The sequence below is a fragment of the Pseudomonas corrugata genome, from assembly GCF_050920615.1.
GTDB lineage: Bacteria > Pseudomonadota > Gammaproteobacteria > Pseudomonadales > Pseudomonadaceae > Aquipseudomonas > Aquipseudomonas corrugata.
This window is the reverse complement of sequence record NZ_CP130434.1, coordinates 5,587,473-5,604,777: the sequence shown is the minus strand read 5'-3', so window position 1 is coordinate 5,604,777 and position 17,305 is coordinate 5,587,473. Positions and strand designations below refer to the sequence as shown.

At 60.7% G+C, this 17,305-nt stretch carries 17 protein-coding genes and 1 other RNA gene; 14 read left to right on the top strand and 4 right to left on the bottom strand.

Features of this window, described 5'->3' with window-relative positions; genetic code table 11:
- Window positions 1-88 precede the first annotated feature (88 nt).
- The 5 genes from petA to QZH45_RS24955 all read left to right on the top strand — a co-directional run bounded on the left by petA (window position 89) and on the right by QZH45_RS24955 (window position 3,870).
- Window positions 89-682: a ubiquinol-cytochrome c reductase iron-sulfur subunit gene (gene petA / locus QZH45_RS24975; RefSeq protein WP_024781109.1), complete on the top strand. Its 594-nt coding sequence runs from the start codon at window positions 89-91 to the stop codon at window positions 680-682.
- A complete protein-coding gene (locus tag QZH45_RS24970) occupies window positions 682-1,893 on the top strand; it encodes a cytochrome b (protein WP_024781108.1) in 1,212 nt (403 codons plus the stop codon). The genes petA and QZH45_RS24970 overlap by 1 nt, the downstream gene beginning before the upstream one ends.
- A complete protein-coding gene (locus tag QZH45_RS24965; RefSeq protein ID WP_024781107.1) occupies window positions 1,893-2,675 on the top strand; it encodes a cytochrome c1 in 783 nt (260 codons plus the stop codon). The genes QZH45_RS24970 and QZH45_RS24965 overlap by 1 nt, the downstream gene beginning before the upstream one ends.
- Window positions 2,676-2,822: 147 nt before the next feature.
- Window positions 2,823-3,440: a glutathione S-transferase N-terminal domain-containing protein gene (locus QZH45_RS24960; protein WP_024781106.1), complete on the top strand. Its 618-nt coding sequence runs from the start codon at window positions 2,823-2,825 to the stop codon at window positions 3,438-3,440.
- A 16-nt stretch (window positions 3,441-3,456) separates the two neighbouring features.
- A complete protein-coding gene (locus QZH45_RS24955) occupies window positions 3,457-3,870 on the top strand; it encodes a ClpXP protease specificity-enhancing factor (protein ID WP_024781105.1) in 414 nt (137 codons plus the stop codon).
- 815 nt (window positions 3,871-4,685) lie between these two features.
- Here the strand turns inward: QZH45_RS24955 and QZH45_RS24950 are convergent.
- The 4 genes from QZH45_RS24950 to QZH45_RS24935 all read right to left on the bottom strand — a co-directional run bounded on the left by QZH45_RS24950 (window position 4,686) and on the right by QZH45_RS24935 (window position 8,139).
- Complete coding sequence (locus QZH45_RS24950) at window positions 4,686-5,264, bottom strand: BON domain-containing protein (protein ID WP_024781263.1); 579 nt, start codon at window positions 5,262-5,264, stop codon at window positions 4,686-4,688.
- The gene (locus tag QZH45_RS24945; protein ID WP_024781264.1) at window positions 5,261-5,854 is read right to left on the bottom strand and encodes a phosphoheptose isomerase; all 594 of its coding nucleotides are present in this window, start codon (window positions 5,852-5,854) and stop codon (window positions 5,261-5,263) included. Before QZH45_RS24945 ends, QZH45_RS24950 begins: the two co-directional genes overlap by 4 nt.
- 111 nt (window positions 5,855-5,965) lie before the next feature.
- Window positions 5,966-6,328 (bottom strand): YraN family protein, encoded by a 363-nt coding sequence (locus QZH45_RS24940; protein WP_024781265.1) that lies wholly within the window; start codon window positions 6,326-6,328, stop codon window positions 5,966-5,968.
- Entirely contained in the window at window positions 6,328-8,139 is a 1,812-nt protein-coding gene (locus tag QZH45_RS24935; RefSeq protein WP_053194336.1) for a penicillin-binding protein activator, read from the bottom strand. Before QZH45_RS24935 ends, QZH45_RS24940 begins: the two co-directional genes overlap by 1 nt.
- 230 nt (window positions 8,140-8,369) lie before the next feature.
- Here QZH45_RS24935 and rsmI point away from each other — a divergent pair, with 230 nt between their 5' ends.
- The 9 genes from rsmI (at window position 8,370) to mraY (ending at window position 17,300) form a co-directional block, all read left to right on the top strand.
- Entirely contained in the window at window positions 8,370-9,242 is an 873-nt protein-coding gene (gene rsmI, locus QZH45_RS24930; RefSeq protein ID WP_053194335.1) for a 16S rRNA (cytidine(1402)-2'-O)-methyltransferase, read from the top strand.
- Between the two features lie 63 nt (window positions 9,243-9,305).
- Window positions 9,306-9,659, top strand: an RNA gene (rnpB, locus tag QZH45_RS24925) — RNase P RNA component class A.
- A gap of 307 nt (window positions 9,660-9,966) precedes the next feature.
- Complete coding sequence (gene mraZ, locus QZH45_RS24920; protein WP_003205355.1) at window positions 9,967-10,422, top strand: division/cell wall cluster transcriptional repressor MraZ; 456 nt, start codon at window positions 9,967-9,969, stop codon at window positions 10,420-10,422.
- A complete protein-coding gene (gene rsmH, locus QZH45_RS24915) occupies window positions 10,419-11,366 on the top strand; it encodes a 16S rRNA (cytosine(1402)-N(4))-methyltransferase RsmH (protein WP_024781268.1) in 948 nt (315 codons plus the stop codon). The genes mraZ and rsmH overlap by 4 nt, the downstream gene beginning before the upstream one ends.
- Window positions 11,363-11,656, top strand: coding sequence for a cell division protein FtsL (gene ftsL / locus QZH45_RS24910; RefSeq protein ID WP_024781269.1), 294 nt, complete (start codon window positions 11,363-11,365; stop codon window positions 11,654-11,656). Before rsmH ends, ftsL begins: the two co-directional genes overlap by 4 nt.
- Entirely contained in the window at window positions 11,656-13,395 is a 1,740-nt protein-coding gene (locus QZH45_RS24905; protein WP_167355744.1) for a peptidoglycan D,D-transpeptidase FtsI family protein, read from the top strand. Before ftsL ends, QZH45_RS24905 begins: the two co-directional genes overlap by 1 nt.
- Entirely contained in the window at window positions 13,395-14,858 is a 1,464-nt protein-coding gene (locus QZH45_RS24900) for a UDP-N-acetylmuramoyl-L-alanyl-D-glutamate--2,6-diaminopimelate ligase (RefSeq protein ID WP_069018324.1), read from the top strand. Before QZH45_RS24905 ends, QZH45_RS24900 begins: the two co-directional genes overlap by 1 nt.
- Window positions 14,851-16,218 carry a UDP-N-acetylmuramoyl-tripeptide--D-alanyl-D-alanine ligase gene (locus QZH45_RS24895; protein WP_024781272.1) on the top strand — a complete coding sequence of 456 codons (1,368 nt, stop codon included), beginning with the start codon at window positions 14,851-14,853 and terminating at the stop codon, window positions 16,216-16,218. The genes QZH45_RS24900 and QZH45_RS24895 overlap by 8 nt, the downstream gene beginning before the upstream one ends.
- Window positions 16,218-17,300, top strand: coding sequence for a phospho-N-acetylmuramoyl-pentapeptide-transferase (gene mraY, locus QZH45_RS24890; protein ID WP_024781273.1), 1,083 nt, complete (start codon window positions 16,218-16,220; stop codon window positions 17,298-17,300). Before QZH45_RS24895 ends, mraY begins: the two co-directional genes overlap by 1 nt.
- Window positions 17,301-17,305: the final 5 nt, after the last annotated feature.

The window sequence follows — 17,305 nt, the reverse complement described above, 5'->3', positions numbered from 1 at the left end:
TACCATTCGGCAAAATTTTTATAAGTTCAGATTTTTACTTAGTAGACGCCTGATCTAACAGGCCACAAAGCTGATGGGAGAGGACTGAATGAGCAATGACGGCGTGAATGCAGGCCGGCGTCGCTTCCTGGTAGCAGCCACATCCGTGGTGGGTGCTGCAGGAGCGGTGGGGGCTGCGGTCCCGTTCGTGGGGTCATGGTTTCCCAGTGCCAAGGCGAAAGCTGCAGGTGCACCGGTGAAAGTGAATGTCAGCAAGATCGAGCCAGGCCAGCAGATGATTGCTGAGTGGCGCGGCCAGCCGGTGTTCATCGTCCGCCGTACAGAGGAAATCCTGGGGAATCTGAAAAAGATCGAGGGCCAGCTGTCCGATCCCTTTTCCAAGAACTCGGTCCAACCGGAATACGTCAATCCTGAAGTGCGTTCGATCAAGCCGGAAATCCTGCTGCTGATCGGAATCTGCACGCACTTGGGTTGCTCGCCAACGTTCCGTCCCGAAGTGGCCCCTGCCGATCTGGGCAAGGACTGGGTAGGGGGCTATTTCTGCCCTTGCCACGGCTCCCACTACGACCTGGCGGGTCGCGTCTACAAATCGCAACCTGCACCTCTGAACCTGCCAGTTCCCCCGCATTCCTATGAGTCGGATGAGATCATTGTCATCGGCGTCGACACGGAGAAAGCGTGATGAGCAAACTTATGGATTGGGTTGATGCGCGCTTCCCCGCGACCAAGATGTGGGAAGACCATCTCAGCAAGTACTACGCTCCGAAAAACTTCAACTTCTTCTATTTCTTTGGCTCCCTGGCATTGCTCGTTCTGGTCAACCAGATCGTTACCGGTGTCTGGCTGACCATGAGCTACACCCCGTCGGCTGAAGAAGCGTTCGCTTCCGTCGAGTACATCATGCGTGACGTCGAGTACGGCTCGATCCTGCGTCTGCTGCACTCAACTGGCGCTTCGGCGTTCTTCATCGTGGTTTACCTGCACATGTTCCGTGGCCTGCTCTACGGTTCGTACCAGAAGCCCCGTGAGCTGGTATGGGTCTTCGGCATGTTGATCTACCTGGCGCTGATGGCCGAGGCCTTCATGGGTTACCTGCTGCCGTGGGGCCAGATGTCCTACTGGGGGGCCCAGGTGATCATCTCGCTGTTCGGCGCGATTCCGGTCATCGGTAACGACCTGACCCAGTGGATCCGTGGTGATTACCTGATCTCGGGCATTACCCTGAACCGCTTCTTCGCCTTGCATGTGGTAGCCCTGCCGATCGTGATCCTCGGCCTGGTGGTGCTGCACATCCTGGCGCTGCACGAAGTCGGCTCGAACAACCCCGATGGTGTGGACATCAAGAAGCACAAGGACGAAAACGGCGTACCGTTGGATGGCATCGCCTTCCACCCGTACTACACCGTGAAAGATATCGTCGGCGTAGTGGTGTTCCTGTTCATCTTCTGCTCGATCGTGTTCTTCTTCCCGGAGATGGGCGGCTACTTCCTTGAGAAGCCGAACTTTGAACAGGCGAACGCATTCAAGACCCCTGAGCACATTGCCCCGGTCTGGTACTTCACGCCGTTCTACGCGATTCTGCGGGCGATCCCGGACAAGTTGATGGGTGTTATCGCCATGGGCGCGGCCATCGCCGTGCTGTTCGTCCTGCCGTGGCTGGACCGCAGCCCGGTCAAGTCGATGCGCTACAAAGGCTGGCTGAGCAAGATCTGGCTCGTGGTGTTCTGCATCTCGTTCATGATCCTGGGTGTACTGGGCGTGCTGGCACCAACACCGGAGCGTACGTTGCTGTCGCAGGTCTGTACGTTCCTGTACTTCGCCTACTTCATTCTGATGCCGTTCTATACCAGGCTCGAGAAGACAAAACCGGTTCCGGAAAGGGTGACTGGCTGATGAAAAAGCTATTTGCTGTACTGATTCTTGCTGCCATGCCTGTCTTGTCCTTCGCGGCCGAACACGGTGGTCCAGAGCTGGAAAAAGTCGATATCGACGTTTCCGATAAAGCCGCCATGCAGGACGGCGCGCGTACGTTCGCCAACTACTGCATGGGTTGCCACAGTGCCAAGTTCCAGCGTTACGAGCGCGTGGCCGATGACCTGGGCATCCCCCATGAGCTGATGCTCGAGAAACTGGTGTTCACCGGCGCCAAGCTGGGGGACCACATGACCGTCGGCATGCAGCCGGCAGATGCCAAGACCTGGTTCGGCGCTGCGCCGCCGGACCTGACCCTGGTCGCCCGTGTGCGCGGTACCGACTGGCTCTATGGCTACCTGCGTTCGTTCTATGAAGATCCTGCGCGTCCATGGGGCGTGAACAACAAGGTCTTCCCGAATGTCGGCATGCCGAACGTCCTGGTCGGCCTGCAGGGGCGTCAGGTGGTAGGCTGCAAACAGGTGCAGATCGTCGAGAACGGCAAGAAGCAATTCGACCCGTTGACCGGCACCGCCCTGACTCATGAAGCCTGCGATCAGCTGACCATCGTGCCGAACAGTGGCGCCTTGACGCCTGAGCAGTTCGACGAGAAGGTCAAGAATCTGGTGACGTTCCTGGCCTACTCGGCCAACCCGGTGAAGCTGCAACATCAGCGCATCGGTACGTATGTATTGCTGTACCTGGCGTTCTTCTTCGTATTCGCTTACCTGCTCAAGCGTGAATACTGGAAAGACGTGCATTGATAAAGCTGTAAGCTGTTGCTGTTAATCGTGCGCGCCCAAGGGCGTCTCTGAAGGTGTAACGAGCCTGGTAAGCCAGGTGTTACGGGAGACGCCCTCTGGGCGCGCTTGTTTTTCTTTCTAAAATTTCAACAAGCGAGGAGGATCGCCATGGGCGTGACCAATCGGTTGGCCTGTTACTCCGACCCCGCCGACCACTATTCCCACCGGGTACGTATCGTACTGGCTGAAAAGGGTGTCAGCGCCGAGATCATCTACGTTGAGGCTGGCCGTCAGCCGCCGAAGCTGATTGAAGTGAACCCCTATGGCAGCCTGCCCACGCTGGTCGATCGTGACCTGGCATTGTGGGAGTCGACGGTGGTGATGGAATACCTGGATGAGCGCTACCCGCATCCGCCCTTGCTGCCGGTATACCCTGTGGCGCGTGCCAACAGCCGCCTGCTGATCCATCGCATTCAGCGTGATTGGTGCGGGTTGGTGGATCTGATCCTGGATTCGCGGACCAAGGAGCCGGCGCGGGTCGTGGCGCGCAAGGAATTGCGTGAAAGCCTGACAGGCGTATCGCCGCTGTTCATCGATAAGCCGTTTTTCCTCAGTGAGGAACAAAGTCTGGTGGATTGCTGCCTATTGCCCATACTCTGGCGTTTGCCGATTCTGGGTATCGAATTGCCGCGGCCAGCCAAGCCGCTGCTTGATTATATGGAGCGCCAATTTGCGCGTGAGACTTTCCAGGCGAGTCTGTCTGGTGTCGAACGCGACATGCGCTAAGGCTTAGGGAGCCGCTATGAACTCCAGTCGACCTTATCTGGTCCGCGCGCTCTACGAGTGGATTGTGGACAATGATTGCACCCCGCACATGCTGGTCAATGCCGAGTATCCATCGGTACAGGTTCCGCAGGGGTTTGCCAATGACGGGCAGATTGTCCTGAACGTATCGCCGGCAGCCGTACGCCATCTGCATATGGACAACGATGCCGTGAGCTTCGAAGGCCGCTTCGGCGGTGTGCCCCACACGCTGTATGTGCCTATTGCTTCGATCCTGGGGATTTATGCCCGGGAGAATGGCCAGGGCATGGTGTTTGAGCTGGAAACGCCGATGGATGGCGAGGAAGAGTACGAGGTGGATGATGACCTGCCGCCACCGGATGATGAGCCGCCGCGGCCTAGTGGTCGGCCTAGTCTTAAGGTGGTGAAGTAAGGATTAGTGTACATATCCGTTTCTTTGGTAATGGCTGCTTATGGTTCCGCCCTTACGGCGGGTCACTTTTGGCAAGCGCCCCAAAAGTAACCAAAAAGTCTTTGCCCCACCACTGGGCACCTCGCCAAGGCTCGGTGTTCCCTCGCTCCGGCATTGCTCCGTGGGCCCGCCGCGAAGGGCCATTCATGGCCCAGCGCGGCTATCCCGGCATCCATGCCGTGATGCCCACTGCGCAACGCCTGCGTTCGGCCCTTGTGGTTTACGGGGCATCTAAGATCAAAAGCCAAAGCCAAAGCGAGGCGGTCTGGCTTTTCCGGCTGAACCTGAATCCACTTGTAGGAGCAAAGCTTGCTCGCGAGGCGACCTGGCAGCCGACTTGTCTTTTCCGGCTGTCCCCGATCAATTGTGGGAGCGAGCCTGCTCGCGATGGCGTCAGGTCAGCAGCATTGATGTTGGTTGACACATCGCAATCGCGAGCAGGCTCGCTCCCACAGTTGGATTGAGGTGCAGCCCTAGAGACAAGTCGGCTGCCAGGCCGCCTTGCTTTGCTTTTGCTTTTGCTTTTGATCTTAGGCGCCCCATTAACCACAAGGGCCGGAGTGAGGGAACACCGAGCCTTGGCGAGGTGCCCAGTGGTGGGGCGAGGCGCTTTTGGTTACTTTTGGCGCCTTTTCAAAAGTGACCCGCCGTAAGGGCGGAACCGCCAAGTAGCCATCACCGCACAAACGGATATACACACCAACCAATCAAAAAAAACGGCGCTCCCTATATGAAGAAGCGCCGTTTTCCAGCAGCATCAAGAACCGCAACTACCCTCAGTCAATATACTCAAACAACTTCACGATCTTCTGCACCCCGGACACCCCCTGCACCAGATTGGTCGCCTGAGCAGCCTCCTTCTTGGTCAACAGGCCCAGCAGGTAAACGATGCCATTCTCGGTCACAACCTTGATACGCGAGCCGGGAATGCTGGCATCGGTCAGCATCTGAGTTTTGATCTTGGTGGTCAGCCAGGCATCGTTCTGACGCGCCAGCAGTGAGGACGGTTGCAGGACCTGCAATTCGTTATGCACGGTCTTGACCCGTTGTACGGCACTGGCCTCTTGCTCGGCCTTGGCCTTGAGGTCTTCCCGTGGGGTCTGGCCCGCCAGCAGTACGACACCGTTGAAGCTGGTGACGACGATGTGCGAATTATTGTCCAGGTCCGGGTCGGCCTTGGCGATGTTCACACCGACTTTGGTTTCGATCAGGGAGTCGTCGATCTTGCTGCCGAAGGTGCGGGTGCCGCGGTCGTCTTCGATCGGCTTTTCCCGGCTGGCATTAACCACCGATGTGCAGCCGCTGATACCGAGGCACAGGGTCAGGGCCAGAAGGCCCAGGCGATTAGGGGTCATTCTTCACTCCCGAATATTTGGCTGTCGATCAAGTCGCAGAGACAGTGGATCGCCAGCAGGTGGACTTCCTGGATACGTGCGGTAACTTTGGCCGGTACGCGGATCTCGACATCTTCAGGCAGCAGCAGTGAAGCCATGCCGCCGCCGTCACGCCCGGTCAATGCTACGACAATCATTTCGCGATCATGTGCGGCCTGGATCGCCTGAATAATATTGGCCGAGTTGCCGCTGGTGGAAATCGCCAGCAGCACGTCGCCGGGTTGGCCCAGTGCGCGGATCTGTTTGGAGAAGACTTCGTTGTAGCTGTAGTCGTTGGCAATCGAGGTGATCGTCGAGCTGTCGGTGGTCAGCGCAATGGCTGGCAGGCTCGGGCGTTCGCGTTCGAAGCGGTTGAGCAGTTCGGACGAGAAGTGCTGGGCGTCTCCGGCAGAGCCACCATTGCCACACGAGAGCATCTTGCCCTCGTTGAGCAGGGCGTTGACCATCACTTGGCTGGCTTGCTCGATGTAGGGTGCAAGTACGTCCATCGCCTGTTGCTTGGTGTCGATACTGGCCTGAAAAAGCTGGCGAATTCGCGATTGCATGTCCATCTGTGTGACCTTAAGTAGCGCGACTTATCGGCACAAACGTGTGCGGCGCGCAAAGCAAAGAGCAAAAGTTGAGTGAGGGTGTCCGGCCCGGTTCGTCATGGAAGTAGACGTTCAGCTGTCGAAGGCGTTTTGCAGCCAATTCAACTGATCGGCATTGCTGTCGATGGCGACCACGTCGAAACGGCAGGGGTGATCAGCCCAGCGAGATTCGCTTTGCAGGAAATACTGCGCGGCGAAAATCAGTTTCTGGCGCTTGCGCTCGTCGATGCTATCGAGCGCGCCACCCCATTGGGTATTTTTTCTGTAGCGGACTTCGATGAATACTACTGTATCGCCGTCAAGCATGACCAGATCAAGCTCGCCGCGTTTACACAACCAGTTCTGCGCCACCAGGCGCAGACCTTGCTGCTGGAGATGCGCGAGGGCCTGGCCCTCGGCATCCCGTCCGCTTTGCTGGCGTGATCGTTCGGGCATCAGCGCTGGGTGTCCGGCAGGCGCTGTACCTGGCCGTTGACGAACTCGGCCCAAGGCAATTGACGTTGAACCCGTTGGGACCGGGACACTGCCAGGCTGCCTGACAGGCCTTCGATGCGGCTGTCCGGCAGTGTTTTGAGCTGGCCCAGGCGCGGTGCCAGGCGATAGGCATCGGCCCCCATCGCATACAGCCGGCCCAGACTGCCGGCAGCTTGTGGCCATTGGGCCGTGACCTGTTTGCGCAGCGGGTCGTTGGCATCGAGCAGCCACGGGGTTTCGCAGAAGCGAATGCCGTTCATGTCGTTGTACTGGTTCTGGTCGCCGCTGGCGCTGAACACCTGGGACGTCGCGTAGACCGGCACGTCCCCGGCATACTGGAAGTTCAGGGTCGGTTTGATCTGCTGGGCCTGCTGCGGGGTCGAGGCCAGGAAGATGAATTCGATGTCCTGGCGACGGGAAGGTTGGGCTGCGACCGTGGTGCCTACGGTGTTCTGCAGGTTCCTGGCGCGACCTTCGCTCTGGCGCAACTGGAACATGTCGGCGATCTGCTGGGCCAGTTGCACTGGCTGGTCGACGCGTTCGATGGCGAGGATGGTGCCGCCGGTGGCTTGCCAGTCCTGGCTGAAGGCTTTCAGTACACGATCACCCCATTCACCTTTCGGCACCATGACTGCCGCGCGATGCAAGCCGTCGGCACGGGCGCGGCGGGCGACTTCGCGGGCTTCATCCTCGGGCGCCAGGCCAAACTGGAACAGCTGGGGTGGGCCTTGCTCGCCTTCGCTGTAGTTCAGCGCCAGGGTGGTGATCGGCAGCTGCGTACGTGTACTGATCTGTTTGACCAGTGGCTTTTCCAGGGGGCCGACCACCAGTTGCACGCCGTCGGCCTGGGCCTTGCGATAGAACTCGTCCATGGAGGTCAGGTTCGAGCTGTCGTAGAACTGGATGCTCGGTGGGTTCTGTCCGGCCTGCTGGGCCTGATAGTGCGATGCCATGAAGCCGTCACGCAGGGCTTTGGCGACCGTGGCCAGTTGCCCGTTCTGGGGCAGCAGCAGGGCGATCTTGCTCAGTGGCTGGCTCGCCAGTGCCTTGAGCTTGACCAGGGGCGTCGGCAGTTGGAGGGCGGCCGGATGCTTCGGGTTCTGTTCCCGCCAATGGTCGATGGCCGCTTGTTGCTGTTCCAGGGTGCCGGCGGTTTTCACGGCACGGGCCAGGCTCAGCCAGCCACCGAGGTCGTCGGTGGTGGTCGGTTGCAATTGATCGGTGGGCAGCGAGGCAATCAGGGACCAGATCGCCTCGTGGTTTTTGGCGGCGGCTTCGTTCTCGAGCAGGGGGGCAATGAAGATGCGTTCCTTTGCGGCCGCCAGGGTCTGGCCATCGGCTTCAAGGGCGCGGGCGTGGACGGTCCCGGTGCGGACCTGCTGATCCACCGGCATTTCGCTCAGATGCTGCAGGCTGGGGTGGCTCAGGGCGGTCAGCGCTGCCTTGGGCTGATTGCGCGTCATTGCCAGTTCCGCCGCCAAGGTGCTGGCGAAAATCTGCTGGCCGGGCTTGAGCTGTGCCAGTGGCACTTGTTGCAGGATCTGTGCGGACTGCCCGGCATTGCCCTGGCGGTAGGCCAGGTCTGCCGCGCTCAGGCGAAGCAGGGCGGCCTTTTCCGGGGTCTTGCTTTGGGCGGCCTGTTCGAGCAGTTGCTCGATACTGGCATCCGGGGTCCGGGGGAGTTCGCCAAGGCTGGAAGAGGGCGAGCTGGCGCAGGCCGCGAGAAGGGCGGCGAGGCAGAGGGCGGAGAACAGCCGCAGGCAAGCGATCATGTAAATGTCCTGATACGAGATCAAATTAGCGTCGAATTGTACCCAAGCGCTGGCCGGGGCGCGATGTCAGTGGCGTGAATCGATCAATTTAGATGGTTCAAATGTTGTGGTGCAGCACAAAGCGTCGTTCACTCAGGAAGTGACACTGAGCCTGTGGCGAGGGGATGATGTGAACGGCTGGGACCGGCACACGCTACAATGGCGGTTTTACCGATTGTGAGGTGTGCGTTTTGACTGCTCCAGGTGCTTTGAATTCCGCTACGGGCTCGCTTTATGTGGTGGCGACGCCCATCGGCAACCTGGACGATATCAGCGCCCGGGCGCTGAAGATCTTGCGGGAGGTCGCCCTGATCGCGGCTGAAGACACTCGCCATTCCCAGCGACTGCTGCAGCATTTCGGTATCTCCACGCCGCTGGCTGCTTGCCACGAACATAATGAGCGGGACGAGGGCAGTCGTTTCATCACGCGCTTGCTGGCGGGTGATGACGTCGCGCTGATCTCCGATGCGGGCACGCCATTGATTTCCGACCCCGGCTACCATTTGGTGCGGCAGGCCCGCGCCGCGGGCATCAGCGTGGTGCCGGTGCCGGGCGCCTGTGCCTTGATCGCCGCATTGTCCGCGGCCGGGTTGCCATCGGATCGCTTCATCTTCGAAGGCTTTCTGCCGGCCAAGGCCGTGGGGCGTCGGGCGCGTCTGGAGTCTATAAAGGAAGAGCCGCGAACCCTGATCTTCTACGAGGCGCCGCACCGCATCCTTGAGTGCCTGCAAGACATGGAGCTGGTGTTCGGTCCCGAGCGTCCGGCGCTCCTGGCGCGTGAGCTGACCAAGACCTTCGAAACCCTCAAGGGACTGCCGCTGGCGCAGTTGCGGGCTTTCGTCGAGAGCGACAGCAACCAGCAGCGTGGCGAATGTGTCGTGTTGGTGGCGGGGTGGACCGCGCCAGACAGTGAGGAGGCTGTCAGCAGTGAAGCGATGCGCATCCTGGATCTGCTGCTTGATGAAATGCCGCTCAAGCGTGCGGCCGCCCTGGCTGCGCAAATCACCGGCGAGCGCAAGAACGTGTTGTATCAGGTCGCGCTGGATCGGCAGAAGACCCGGTAAAACCGGACAGCCGGGCTTTTAGCGCTTGTTCTTCAGGCGCTCTGCCGTTAACCTTCGCGGCGGAGAGTCGATCGGACAGTCGCTGCCCTCTATGAGAATTAGGGGGGGGAGGAAAGTCCGGGCTCCATAGGGCGAAGTGCCAGGTAATGCCTGGGAGGCGTGAGCCTACGGAAAGTGCCACAGAAAATAACCGCCTAAGCGTTTCGGCGCCGGTAAGGGTGAAAAGGTGCGGTAAGAGCGCACCGCACGGCTGGCAACAGTTCGTGGCTAGGTAAACCCCACTTGGAGCAAGACCAAATAGGGTCCCAAGGCGTGGCCCGCGCTGGGACCGGGTAGGTTGCTAAAGATGTCCAGTGATGGCCATCGTAGACGAATGACTGTTCAAGACAGAACCCGGCTTACAGATCGACTCTCCACCTTTTCCCTTCCTGCCGAAATCACTGGCAGGCGCAATTCCTAAGACCAAAAAAATCTTACTCTTAACAAATCACTTTAACTTGTGAGCGCAGCTTCCTGTGGCTGCTCGGGTTGAGGTGAAAAATCCTACGTCAGATTCTTGTTGTCCCTCCTCAAACGCTCCTAAATCTCCGATCTATAAGGCTTTTCCTTCAATCCGCGCCTTGACGGTGCAGTGGGCGCATTCCTATAGTGTGCGCGAGTGGAGGAAAGTGGCATAAAGTGGGTTTTTTGGACGTAAAACGCTCGATTTTGGAGAAACGCTGACGTGTTTCGCGGAGCCAACGCTATCAGTCTCGATGCAAAGGGCCGTCTCGCCATGCCGAGCCGGTACCGTGACGAGCTCGTTTCGCGTAGCTCCGGTCAGTTGATCGTCACGATCGATGCCGTTGACCCTTGCCTATGTGTGTACCCGCTGGATGAGTGGGAGATCATCGAAACCAAACTGCGCGCACTGCCTTCGCTGCGTGAAGAAAACCGCCGCCTGCAACGTTTGCTGATCGGTAATGCCGTCGACCTGGAGCTCGATGGCAGTGGTCGTTTCCTGGTTCCGCCGCGCCTTCGCGAATACGCCAAGCTGGACAAGCGCGCGATGCTGGTGGGCCAACTGAACAAGTTCCAACTGTGGGACGAAGATGCCTGGAACGCGGTTTCCGCCGCCGACCTTGCTGCTATTCAACAACCGGGTGCCATGCCCGATGAACTGCGTGATTTGATCCTGTGACTATAAATAGCGGCTTTAACCACATCACCGTACTGCTTGACGAGGCCGTTGAAGCCCTCGCCGTACGTCCTGATGGCTGCTATCTGGACGGTACGTTCGGGCGCGGTGGACACAGCCGGTTGATTCTCAGCCAGCTCAGTCCGGATGGCCGGCTGCTGGGATTCGACAAGGATCCTCAAGCGATTGCCACAGGGCAAGCGCTGGCGGCCGAAGACGGCCGCTTTGTCATTGTGCAGCGCAGCTTTGCGGAGCTGGGGGCGGAGGTCGCCGAGCGTGGCCTGGCCGGCAAGGTCAGCGGGATCCTGCTCGACCTGGGCGTCTCTTCGCCACAGCTGGACGATCCCGAGCGCGGCTTCAGCTTCCTCAATGATGGCCCGCTGGACATGCGCATGGATCCGTCTCGCGGAATCAGCGCCGCCGAATTCGTCAACACTGCCCCGGTGGAAGAGATCGCCCGTGTCTTCAAGGAGTACGGCGAAGAGCGTTTCTCCGGGCGCATGGCGCGCGCCGTTGTGGAGCGCCGCGACATCAGGCCATTCGAGCGCACCGGCGACCTGGCCGAGGTGTTGAAAGTCGCCAACCCGGCATGGGAGAAGGGCAAGAACCCGGCGACCCGTGCTTTCCAGGGTTTGCGCATCCACGTCAATAATGAACTGGGCGACCTCGAGGCTGGCCTTGATGCCGCCCTGGACGCGCTGGAGATCGGCGGTCGCCTGGTGGTGATCAGCTTCCATTCCCTGGAAGACCGTATCGTCAAGCTGTTCATGCGCAAGCTCACCAAGGGCGAAGCCGATAATCTGCCGCGCAACCTGCCGGTGCGCTTCGAGGCCTTCGTGCCGAAAATCAAGATTCACGGCAAGGCGCAGTTCGCCTCTGAGGCGGAGCTAAAGGCCAACCCCCGCGCCCGTAGCGCCGTCATGCGTGTTGCGGAGAAGTTGCGGTGAGCAGGCTCTTTGCCAAGCCCCTGCCGGGCGGCAGCTTTTTCATGCTGCTGCTGTTTATCGGCGTGCTCGTGTCGGCCATCGGCGTGTCCTATAGCGCGCACTGGAACCGGCAACTGCTCAACACGCTTTATAACGAACTGAGCGTGCGCGACAAGGCACAGGCCGAATGGGGTCGGTTGATCCTGGAACAGAGCACCTGGACTGCCCACAGCCGCATCGAAGTATTGGCCACCGAACAGTTGAAGATGCGTATTCCGAATGCTGCTGAAGTACAGATGGTGGCGCCATGATGAAGCTCGACGGCGCGCTGTTTCCGTGGCGGTTCCGCCTGGTCCTGGGTTTGCTCGGGATCATGGTGGCGGCAATTTCCTGGCGTATCATCGACCTGCAGGTCGTCGACCGCGACTTCCTCAAGGAGCAGGGCGATGCTCGTAGTATGCGGCATATTCCGATCCCGGCGCACCGTGGCCTGATCACCGACCGCAATGGCGAACCGTTGGCGGTGAGCACCCCGGTGACCACCCTGTGGGCCAACGCCAAGGAAATGCAACAGGCCAAGGAAAAGTGGCCAGCACTGGCCGCCGCCCTCGGGCAGGACCCGAAGGCCCTGGCCGAACGTCTTGAAGCCCAGGCCAATAAAGAATTCATCTATCTGGTGCGCGGGTTGACGCCCGAGCAGGGCCAGAGCGTGCTCGACCTGAAGATTCCGGGTGTCTATGGCATCGAAGAGTTCCGGCGGTTTTACCCGGCCGGTGAAGTCACGGCCCACATGGTCGGTTTTACCGACATCGATGACCGGGGGCGCGAAGGCATAGAGCTGGCCTATGACGAATGGCTGGCCGGAGTCCCGGGCAAGCGTCAGGTCATCAAGGATCGGCGCGGCAGGCTGATCAAGGATGTCCAGGTCACCAAAAACGCCAAGGCCGGCAAGCCCTTGGCGTTGTCCATTGACCTGCGCCTGCAATACCTGGCCAACCGCGAGCTGCGCAATGCCATTGTCGAGAATGGTGCCAAGGCCGGCAGCCTGGTGATCATGGATGTGAAGACTGGTGAAATCCTGGCGATGGTCAACCAGCCGACCTACAACCCGAACAACCGTCGCAACCTGCAGCCGGCGATGATGCGTAACCGCGCGATGATCGACGTGTTCGAACCCGGCTCGACCATGAAGGCGGTTTCCATGGCCGCCGCGCTGGAAACCGGACGCTGGAAACCGAGCGACACCGTCGAGGTGTATCCGGGGACCTTGCAGATCGGCAAGTACACCATTCGCGACGTGTCCAGGAGCGAGGGTCCGGTGCTCGACCTGACCGGCATTCTGATCAATTCCAGTAACGTGGGCATGAGCAAGATCGCCTTCGACATCGGCGGCGAGACGATCTATCGTCTGGCGCAGAAGATCGGTCTCGGCCAGGATACGGGCCTGGGCTTCCCTGGCGAGCGTGTCGGCAACCTGCCGAACTACCGCGAGTGGCGCAAGGCCGAGACGGCAACCCTGTCCTACGGCTACGGTGTCTCCGTGACGGCTATCCAGCTGGTCCATGCGTTTTCCGCGTTGGCCAACAACGGCCGCATCGCGCCGCTGACCCTGATCAAAATCGACAAGCCGCCACAGACCACCCAGGTGATCCCCGAGAACGTCGCCAAGACCATGCAGGGCATGTTGCAGCAAGTGATCGAGGCGCCGCGCGGGGTCTTCCGCGCCCAGGTGCCGGCCTATCACGTCGCAGGCAAATCGGGTACGGCCCGCAAGACCTCCGTGGGCACCAAGGGCTATGCCGAAAACTCCTACCGTTCGCTGTTCGCCGGCTTCGGCCCGATGAGTGACCCGCGCTACGCCATCGTGGTGGTCATCGACGAGCCAAGCAAGGCGGGCTACTTCGGTGGCCTGGTCTCGGCGCCAGTATTCAGCAAGGTCATGTCGGGCACCCTGCGCCTGATGAACGTCACCCCGGATAACCTGCCGCCTACGCAGCAGGCGAGCACCGCACCGGTCGTCCCTTTGAAAGCTGATGGAGGGCGTGGCTGATGTCCCTGAGCCTGAACAAGATTTTTGCCCATGCCGGTCACGATCTGCTGATTCGCGAACTGGCCCTGGACAGCCGCAACGTCCGTGCCGGGGACCTGTTCCTGGCCGTGCCGGGCGCTCGGTACGATGGCCGTGCCCACATCGCCGATGCCTTGAAACGCGGCGCGGCTGCCGTGGCGTATGAAGTGGAAGGCGCGACCGTACTTCCGATCACCGATGTGCCGCTGATTCCGGTCAAGGGCCTCGCGGCGCAGCTATCCGACATCGCCGGGCGCTTTTATGGCGAGCCGAGCCGTCACCTGAACCTGATTGGCGTGACCGGCACCAACGGCAAGACCAGCGTCACCCAACTGGTCGCCCAGGCGCTGGACCTGCTGGGGCAGCATTGCGGCGTTGTCGGGACACTGGGCAACGGTTTCCATGGCGCGCTGGTGAGCGGCCTGCACACCACGCCAAATCCGATTGCCGTACAGGCGACCCTGGCCGACCTGAAAAAGGCCGGCGCCAAGGCTGTCGCGATGGAAGTCTCCTCCCATGGCCTGGATCAGGGTCGCGTTACCGCCCTGGCGTTCGACATTGCCGTATTGACCAATCTGTCCAGGGATCACCTGGACTATCACGGCAGCATGCAGGCCTATGGCGAAGCCAAGGCCAAGCTGTTTGCCTGGAACAACCTGAAATGTCGGGTCATCAACCTCGACGATGAGTTCGGCCGGCAATTGGCGGCCAATCAGGGCGAGTCCCGGTTGATCACCTACAGCCTCGAAGATGCCGGCGCTTACCTTTATGTACGTCAGGCGCAATTCGACGACGAGGGCGTGCGGGCCACGCTGGTCACGCCACAGGGCGAGCATCATCTGCGCAGCACTTTGCTGGGGCGTTTCAACCTGAGCAACGTGTTGGCCGCCATCGGCGCCTTGCTGGGGATGGACTATGCGCTGGATGAGATCCTCAGGGTCCTGCCGAAGCTCGAAGGCCCGGCCGGTCGCATGCAGCGTTTGGGTGGCGGTACTCAACCGCTGGTGGTGGTCGATTACGCCCACACCCCCGATGCCCTGGAAAAAGTGCTGATGGCCTTGCGGCCTCACGCCAAGGGCAAATTGCTCTGCCTGTTCGGCTGCGGTGGCGACCGTGATCGCGGCAAGCGTCCGTTGATGGCCGAGGTGGTGGAGCGGCTGGCCGATGGCGTGCTTGTCACTGATGACAATCCACGTAGCGAAGATCCGTTGCAGATTTTCGACGACATCCGCGCCGGGTTTTCGGCGGTGGACAAAGTGACCTTCGTCGCCGGTCGCGGCCAGGCGATTGCCCAGTTGATCGCCAGCGCTTCGGCGGACGATGTGGTGGTTCTGGCCGGTAAGGGGCACGAGGACTACCAGGAAATCAACGGCGTGCGCCATGGGTTTTCCGACCTGGTCGAGGCCGATCACGCCTTGACCGCCTGGGAGTTGGCCCATGCTTAAGGCCTTGAAGCTCAGCGAACTGACCGGCGCCCTGAATGCGCGCCTCATCGCGGCCGATGCCCGTTTCGACGGTGTCAGCATCGACAGCCGGGCCATTGCTCCGGGACAACTGTTCGTCGCCTTGGCCGGACCGCGTTTTGACGGCCACGATTACCTGGATGAGGTGGCGGCCAAAGGTGCGGTCGCGGCATTGGTCGAGCGCGAAGTCCCCAGCAGCGCGTTGCCACAGCTGCTGGTCGGCGATACCCGTCAGGCCCTGGGCCAGCTCGGCGCACTGAACCGTGCGGCATTCGGCAACCCGATCGCGGCCGTCACCGGCTCCAGCGGCAAGACCACGGTCAAGGAGATGCTCGCCAGTATCCTGCGTACCCGTGGCTCGGTGCTGGCAACCCGGGGCAATCTGAACAATGACCTCGGCGTGCCGTTGACCCTGCTCGAACTGGCGCCGGAGCACAGCGCCGCCGTCATCGAGCTGGGTGCCTCGCGGCTCGGCGAGATCGCCTACACCGTGGGCATGACCAAGCCTCGCGTCGCCGTGCTCAATAATGCCGGAACCGCCCATGTTGGCGAGTTCGGCGGCCCGGAAAAAATCGTCGAGGCCAAGGGCGAGATCATCGAAGGGCTGGATGCCGATGGCGTCGCCGTGTTGAATCTCGACGACAAGGCTTTCGGAATCTGGAAGGCGCGGGCGGGTGAGCGCAAGGTGCTGACGTTTGCCCTGAGCAACCTCGCCGCAAACTTCTACGCCAGCGACCTGGACCGCGATGCCCGTGGTTGCCCGGCGTTCAACCTGCACAGTCCCGTCGGTTCGGCGAGGGTCCAACTGAACCTGCTCGGCACCCATAACGTCGCCAATGCCCTGGCCGCCGCTGCCGCCGCCCATGCGTTGGGCGTGTCCCTTCCGGGTATTGTCGCCGGCTTGAACGCGGTTCAACCGGTCAAGGGCCGCACCGTCGCACAGTTGGCCGGCAACGGCATGCGGGTGATCGACGACACCTATAACGCCAACCCGACGTCAATGTGCGCGGCGGTGGATATCCTTGCCGGTTTTTCCGGCCGCACCGTGCTGGTGCTGGGGGATATCGGCGAATTGGGAGACTGGGCGCAACAGGGGCACCACGACGTCGGTGCCTATGCCCGTGGCAAGGTCGATGCGTTGTATGCCGTCGGCCCGATGATGGCCCATGCAGTCGCCGCGTTTGGCGAGCACGCACAGCATTTCACCACTCAGGCCGACCTGATTCAGGCCCTGGGTGCCGAGCAAGACCCGAACACCACCTTATTGATCAAGGGCTCTCGTAGTGCAGCGATGGAAAACGTCGTCGCGGCGCTGTGCGGCACCCGTACGGAGAAACATTGATGCTGCTGCTTCTGGCGGAGTACTTGCAACAGTTCTACAAAGGCTTCGCGGTCTTTCAATACCTGACCCTGCGCGGGATCCTGGGTGTGTTGACCGCGCTGTCGTTGTCGCTGTTCCTGGGCCCGTGGATGATCCGCACCCTGCAGAACCTGCAAATCGGCCAGTCGGTGCGTAACGACGGGCCGCAATCGCATCTGTCCAAATCCGGCACCCCCACCATGGGGGGCGCGTTGATCCTGTCGTCCATCGGCGTCAGCACCTTGCTCTGGGCCGACCTGGCGAACCGCTACGTCTGGACCGTGCTGCTGGTGACCCTGCTGTTCGGTGCCATCGGCTGGGTTGACGATTACCGCAAGGTCATCGAGAAGAATTCCCGGGGGCTGCCGAGCCGCTGGAAGTATTTCTGGCAGTCGGTGTTCGGCCTGGGCGCGGCGATCTTCCTTTATGTGACTGCCGCCTCGCCGGTGGAAACCACCCTGATCCTGCCGATGCTCAAGGACTACAGCATCCCGCTGGGTGCTGGCTTCGTGGTGCTGACCTATCTGGTGATCGTCGGTTCAAGCAACGCGGTCAACCTAACGGACGGCCTCGACGGCCTGGCGATCATGCCAACGGTCATGGTCGGCGGCGCACTGGGAATCTTCTGCTATCTGTCGGGCAACGTGAAGTTCGCCGAATACCTGCTGATTCCCTACGTGCCCGGAGCGGGTGAACTGATCGTGTTCTGCGGTGCATTGATCGGCGCCGGCCTGGGTTTCCTCTGGTTCAACACCTACCCGGCCCAGGTCTTCATGGGTGACGTCGGCGCGCTGGCGCTGGGCGCGGCCCTGGGCACCATCGCCGTCATCGTTCGCCAGGAAATCGTCCTGTTCATCATGGGCGGTGTGTTCGTGATGGAGACCTTGTCAGTGGTCATTCAGGTTGCGTCCTTTAAATTGACCGGCCGCCGGGTGTTCCGCATGGCGCCGATCCACCACCACTTTGAACTCAAGGGCTGGCCTGAGCCGCGCGTGATCGTCCGTTTCTGGATCATCACCGTGATTCTGGTGCTGATCGGCCTTGCCACCCTGAAGCTGAGGTAGAACGA

Coding starts and splice junctions, on each gene's coding strand:
- QZH45_RS24895 (WP_024781272.1), top strand. CDS start 14,851: ATGCTTAAGGCCTTGAAGCTCAGCGAACTGACCGGCGCCCTGAATGCG.
- QZH45_RS24965 (WP_024781107.1), top strand. CDS start 1,893: ATGAAAAAGCTATTTGCTGTACTGATTCTTGCTGCCATGCCTGTCTTG.
- QZH45_RS24900 (WP_069018324.1), top strand. CDS start 13,395: ATGTCCCTGAGCCTGAACAAGATTTTTGCCCATGCCGGTCACGATCTG.
- QZH45_RS24945 (WP_024781264.1), bottom strand. CDS start 5,854: ATGGACATGCAATCGCGAATTCGCCAGCTTTTTCAGGCCAGTATCGAC.
- QZH45_RS24970 (WP_024781108.1), top strand. CDS start 682: ATGAGCAAACTTATGGATTGGGTTGATGCGCGCTTCCCCGCGACCAAG.
- mraY (WP_024781273.1), top strand. CDS start 16,218: ATGCTGCTGCTTCTGGCGGAGTACTTGCAACAGTTCTACAAAGGCTTC.
- QZH45_RS24950 (WP_024781263.1), bottom strand. CDS start 5,264: ATGACCCCTAATCGCCTGGGCCTTCTGGCCCTGACCCTGTGCCTCGGT.
- QZH45_RS24960 (WP_024781106.1), top strand. CDS start 2,823: ATGGGCGTGACCAATCGGTTGGCCTGTTACTCCGACCCCGCCGACCAC.
- petA (WP_024781109.1), top strand. CDS start 89: ATGAGCAATGACGGCGTGAATGCAGGCCGGCGTCGCTTCCTGGTAGCA.
- QZH45_RS24955 (WP_024781105.1), top strand. CDS start 3,457: ATGAACTCCAGTCGACCTTATCTGGTCCGCGCGCTCTACGAGTGGATT.
- QZH45_RS24935 (WP_053194336.1), bottom strand. CDS start 8,139: ATGATCGCTTGCCTGCGGCTGTTCTCCGCCCTCTGCCTCGCCGCCCTT.
- QZH45_RS24905 (WP_167355744.1), top strand. CDS start 11,656: ATGAAGCTCGACGGCGCGCTGTTTCCGTGGCGGTTCCGCCTGGTCCTG.
- QZH45_RS24940 (WP_024781265.1), bottom strand. CDS start 6,328: ATGCCCGAACGATCACGCCAGCAAAGCGGACGGGATGCCGAGGGCCAG.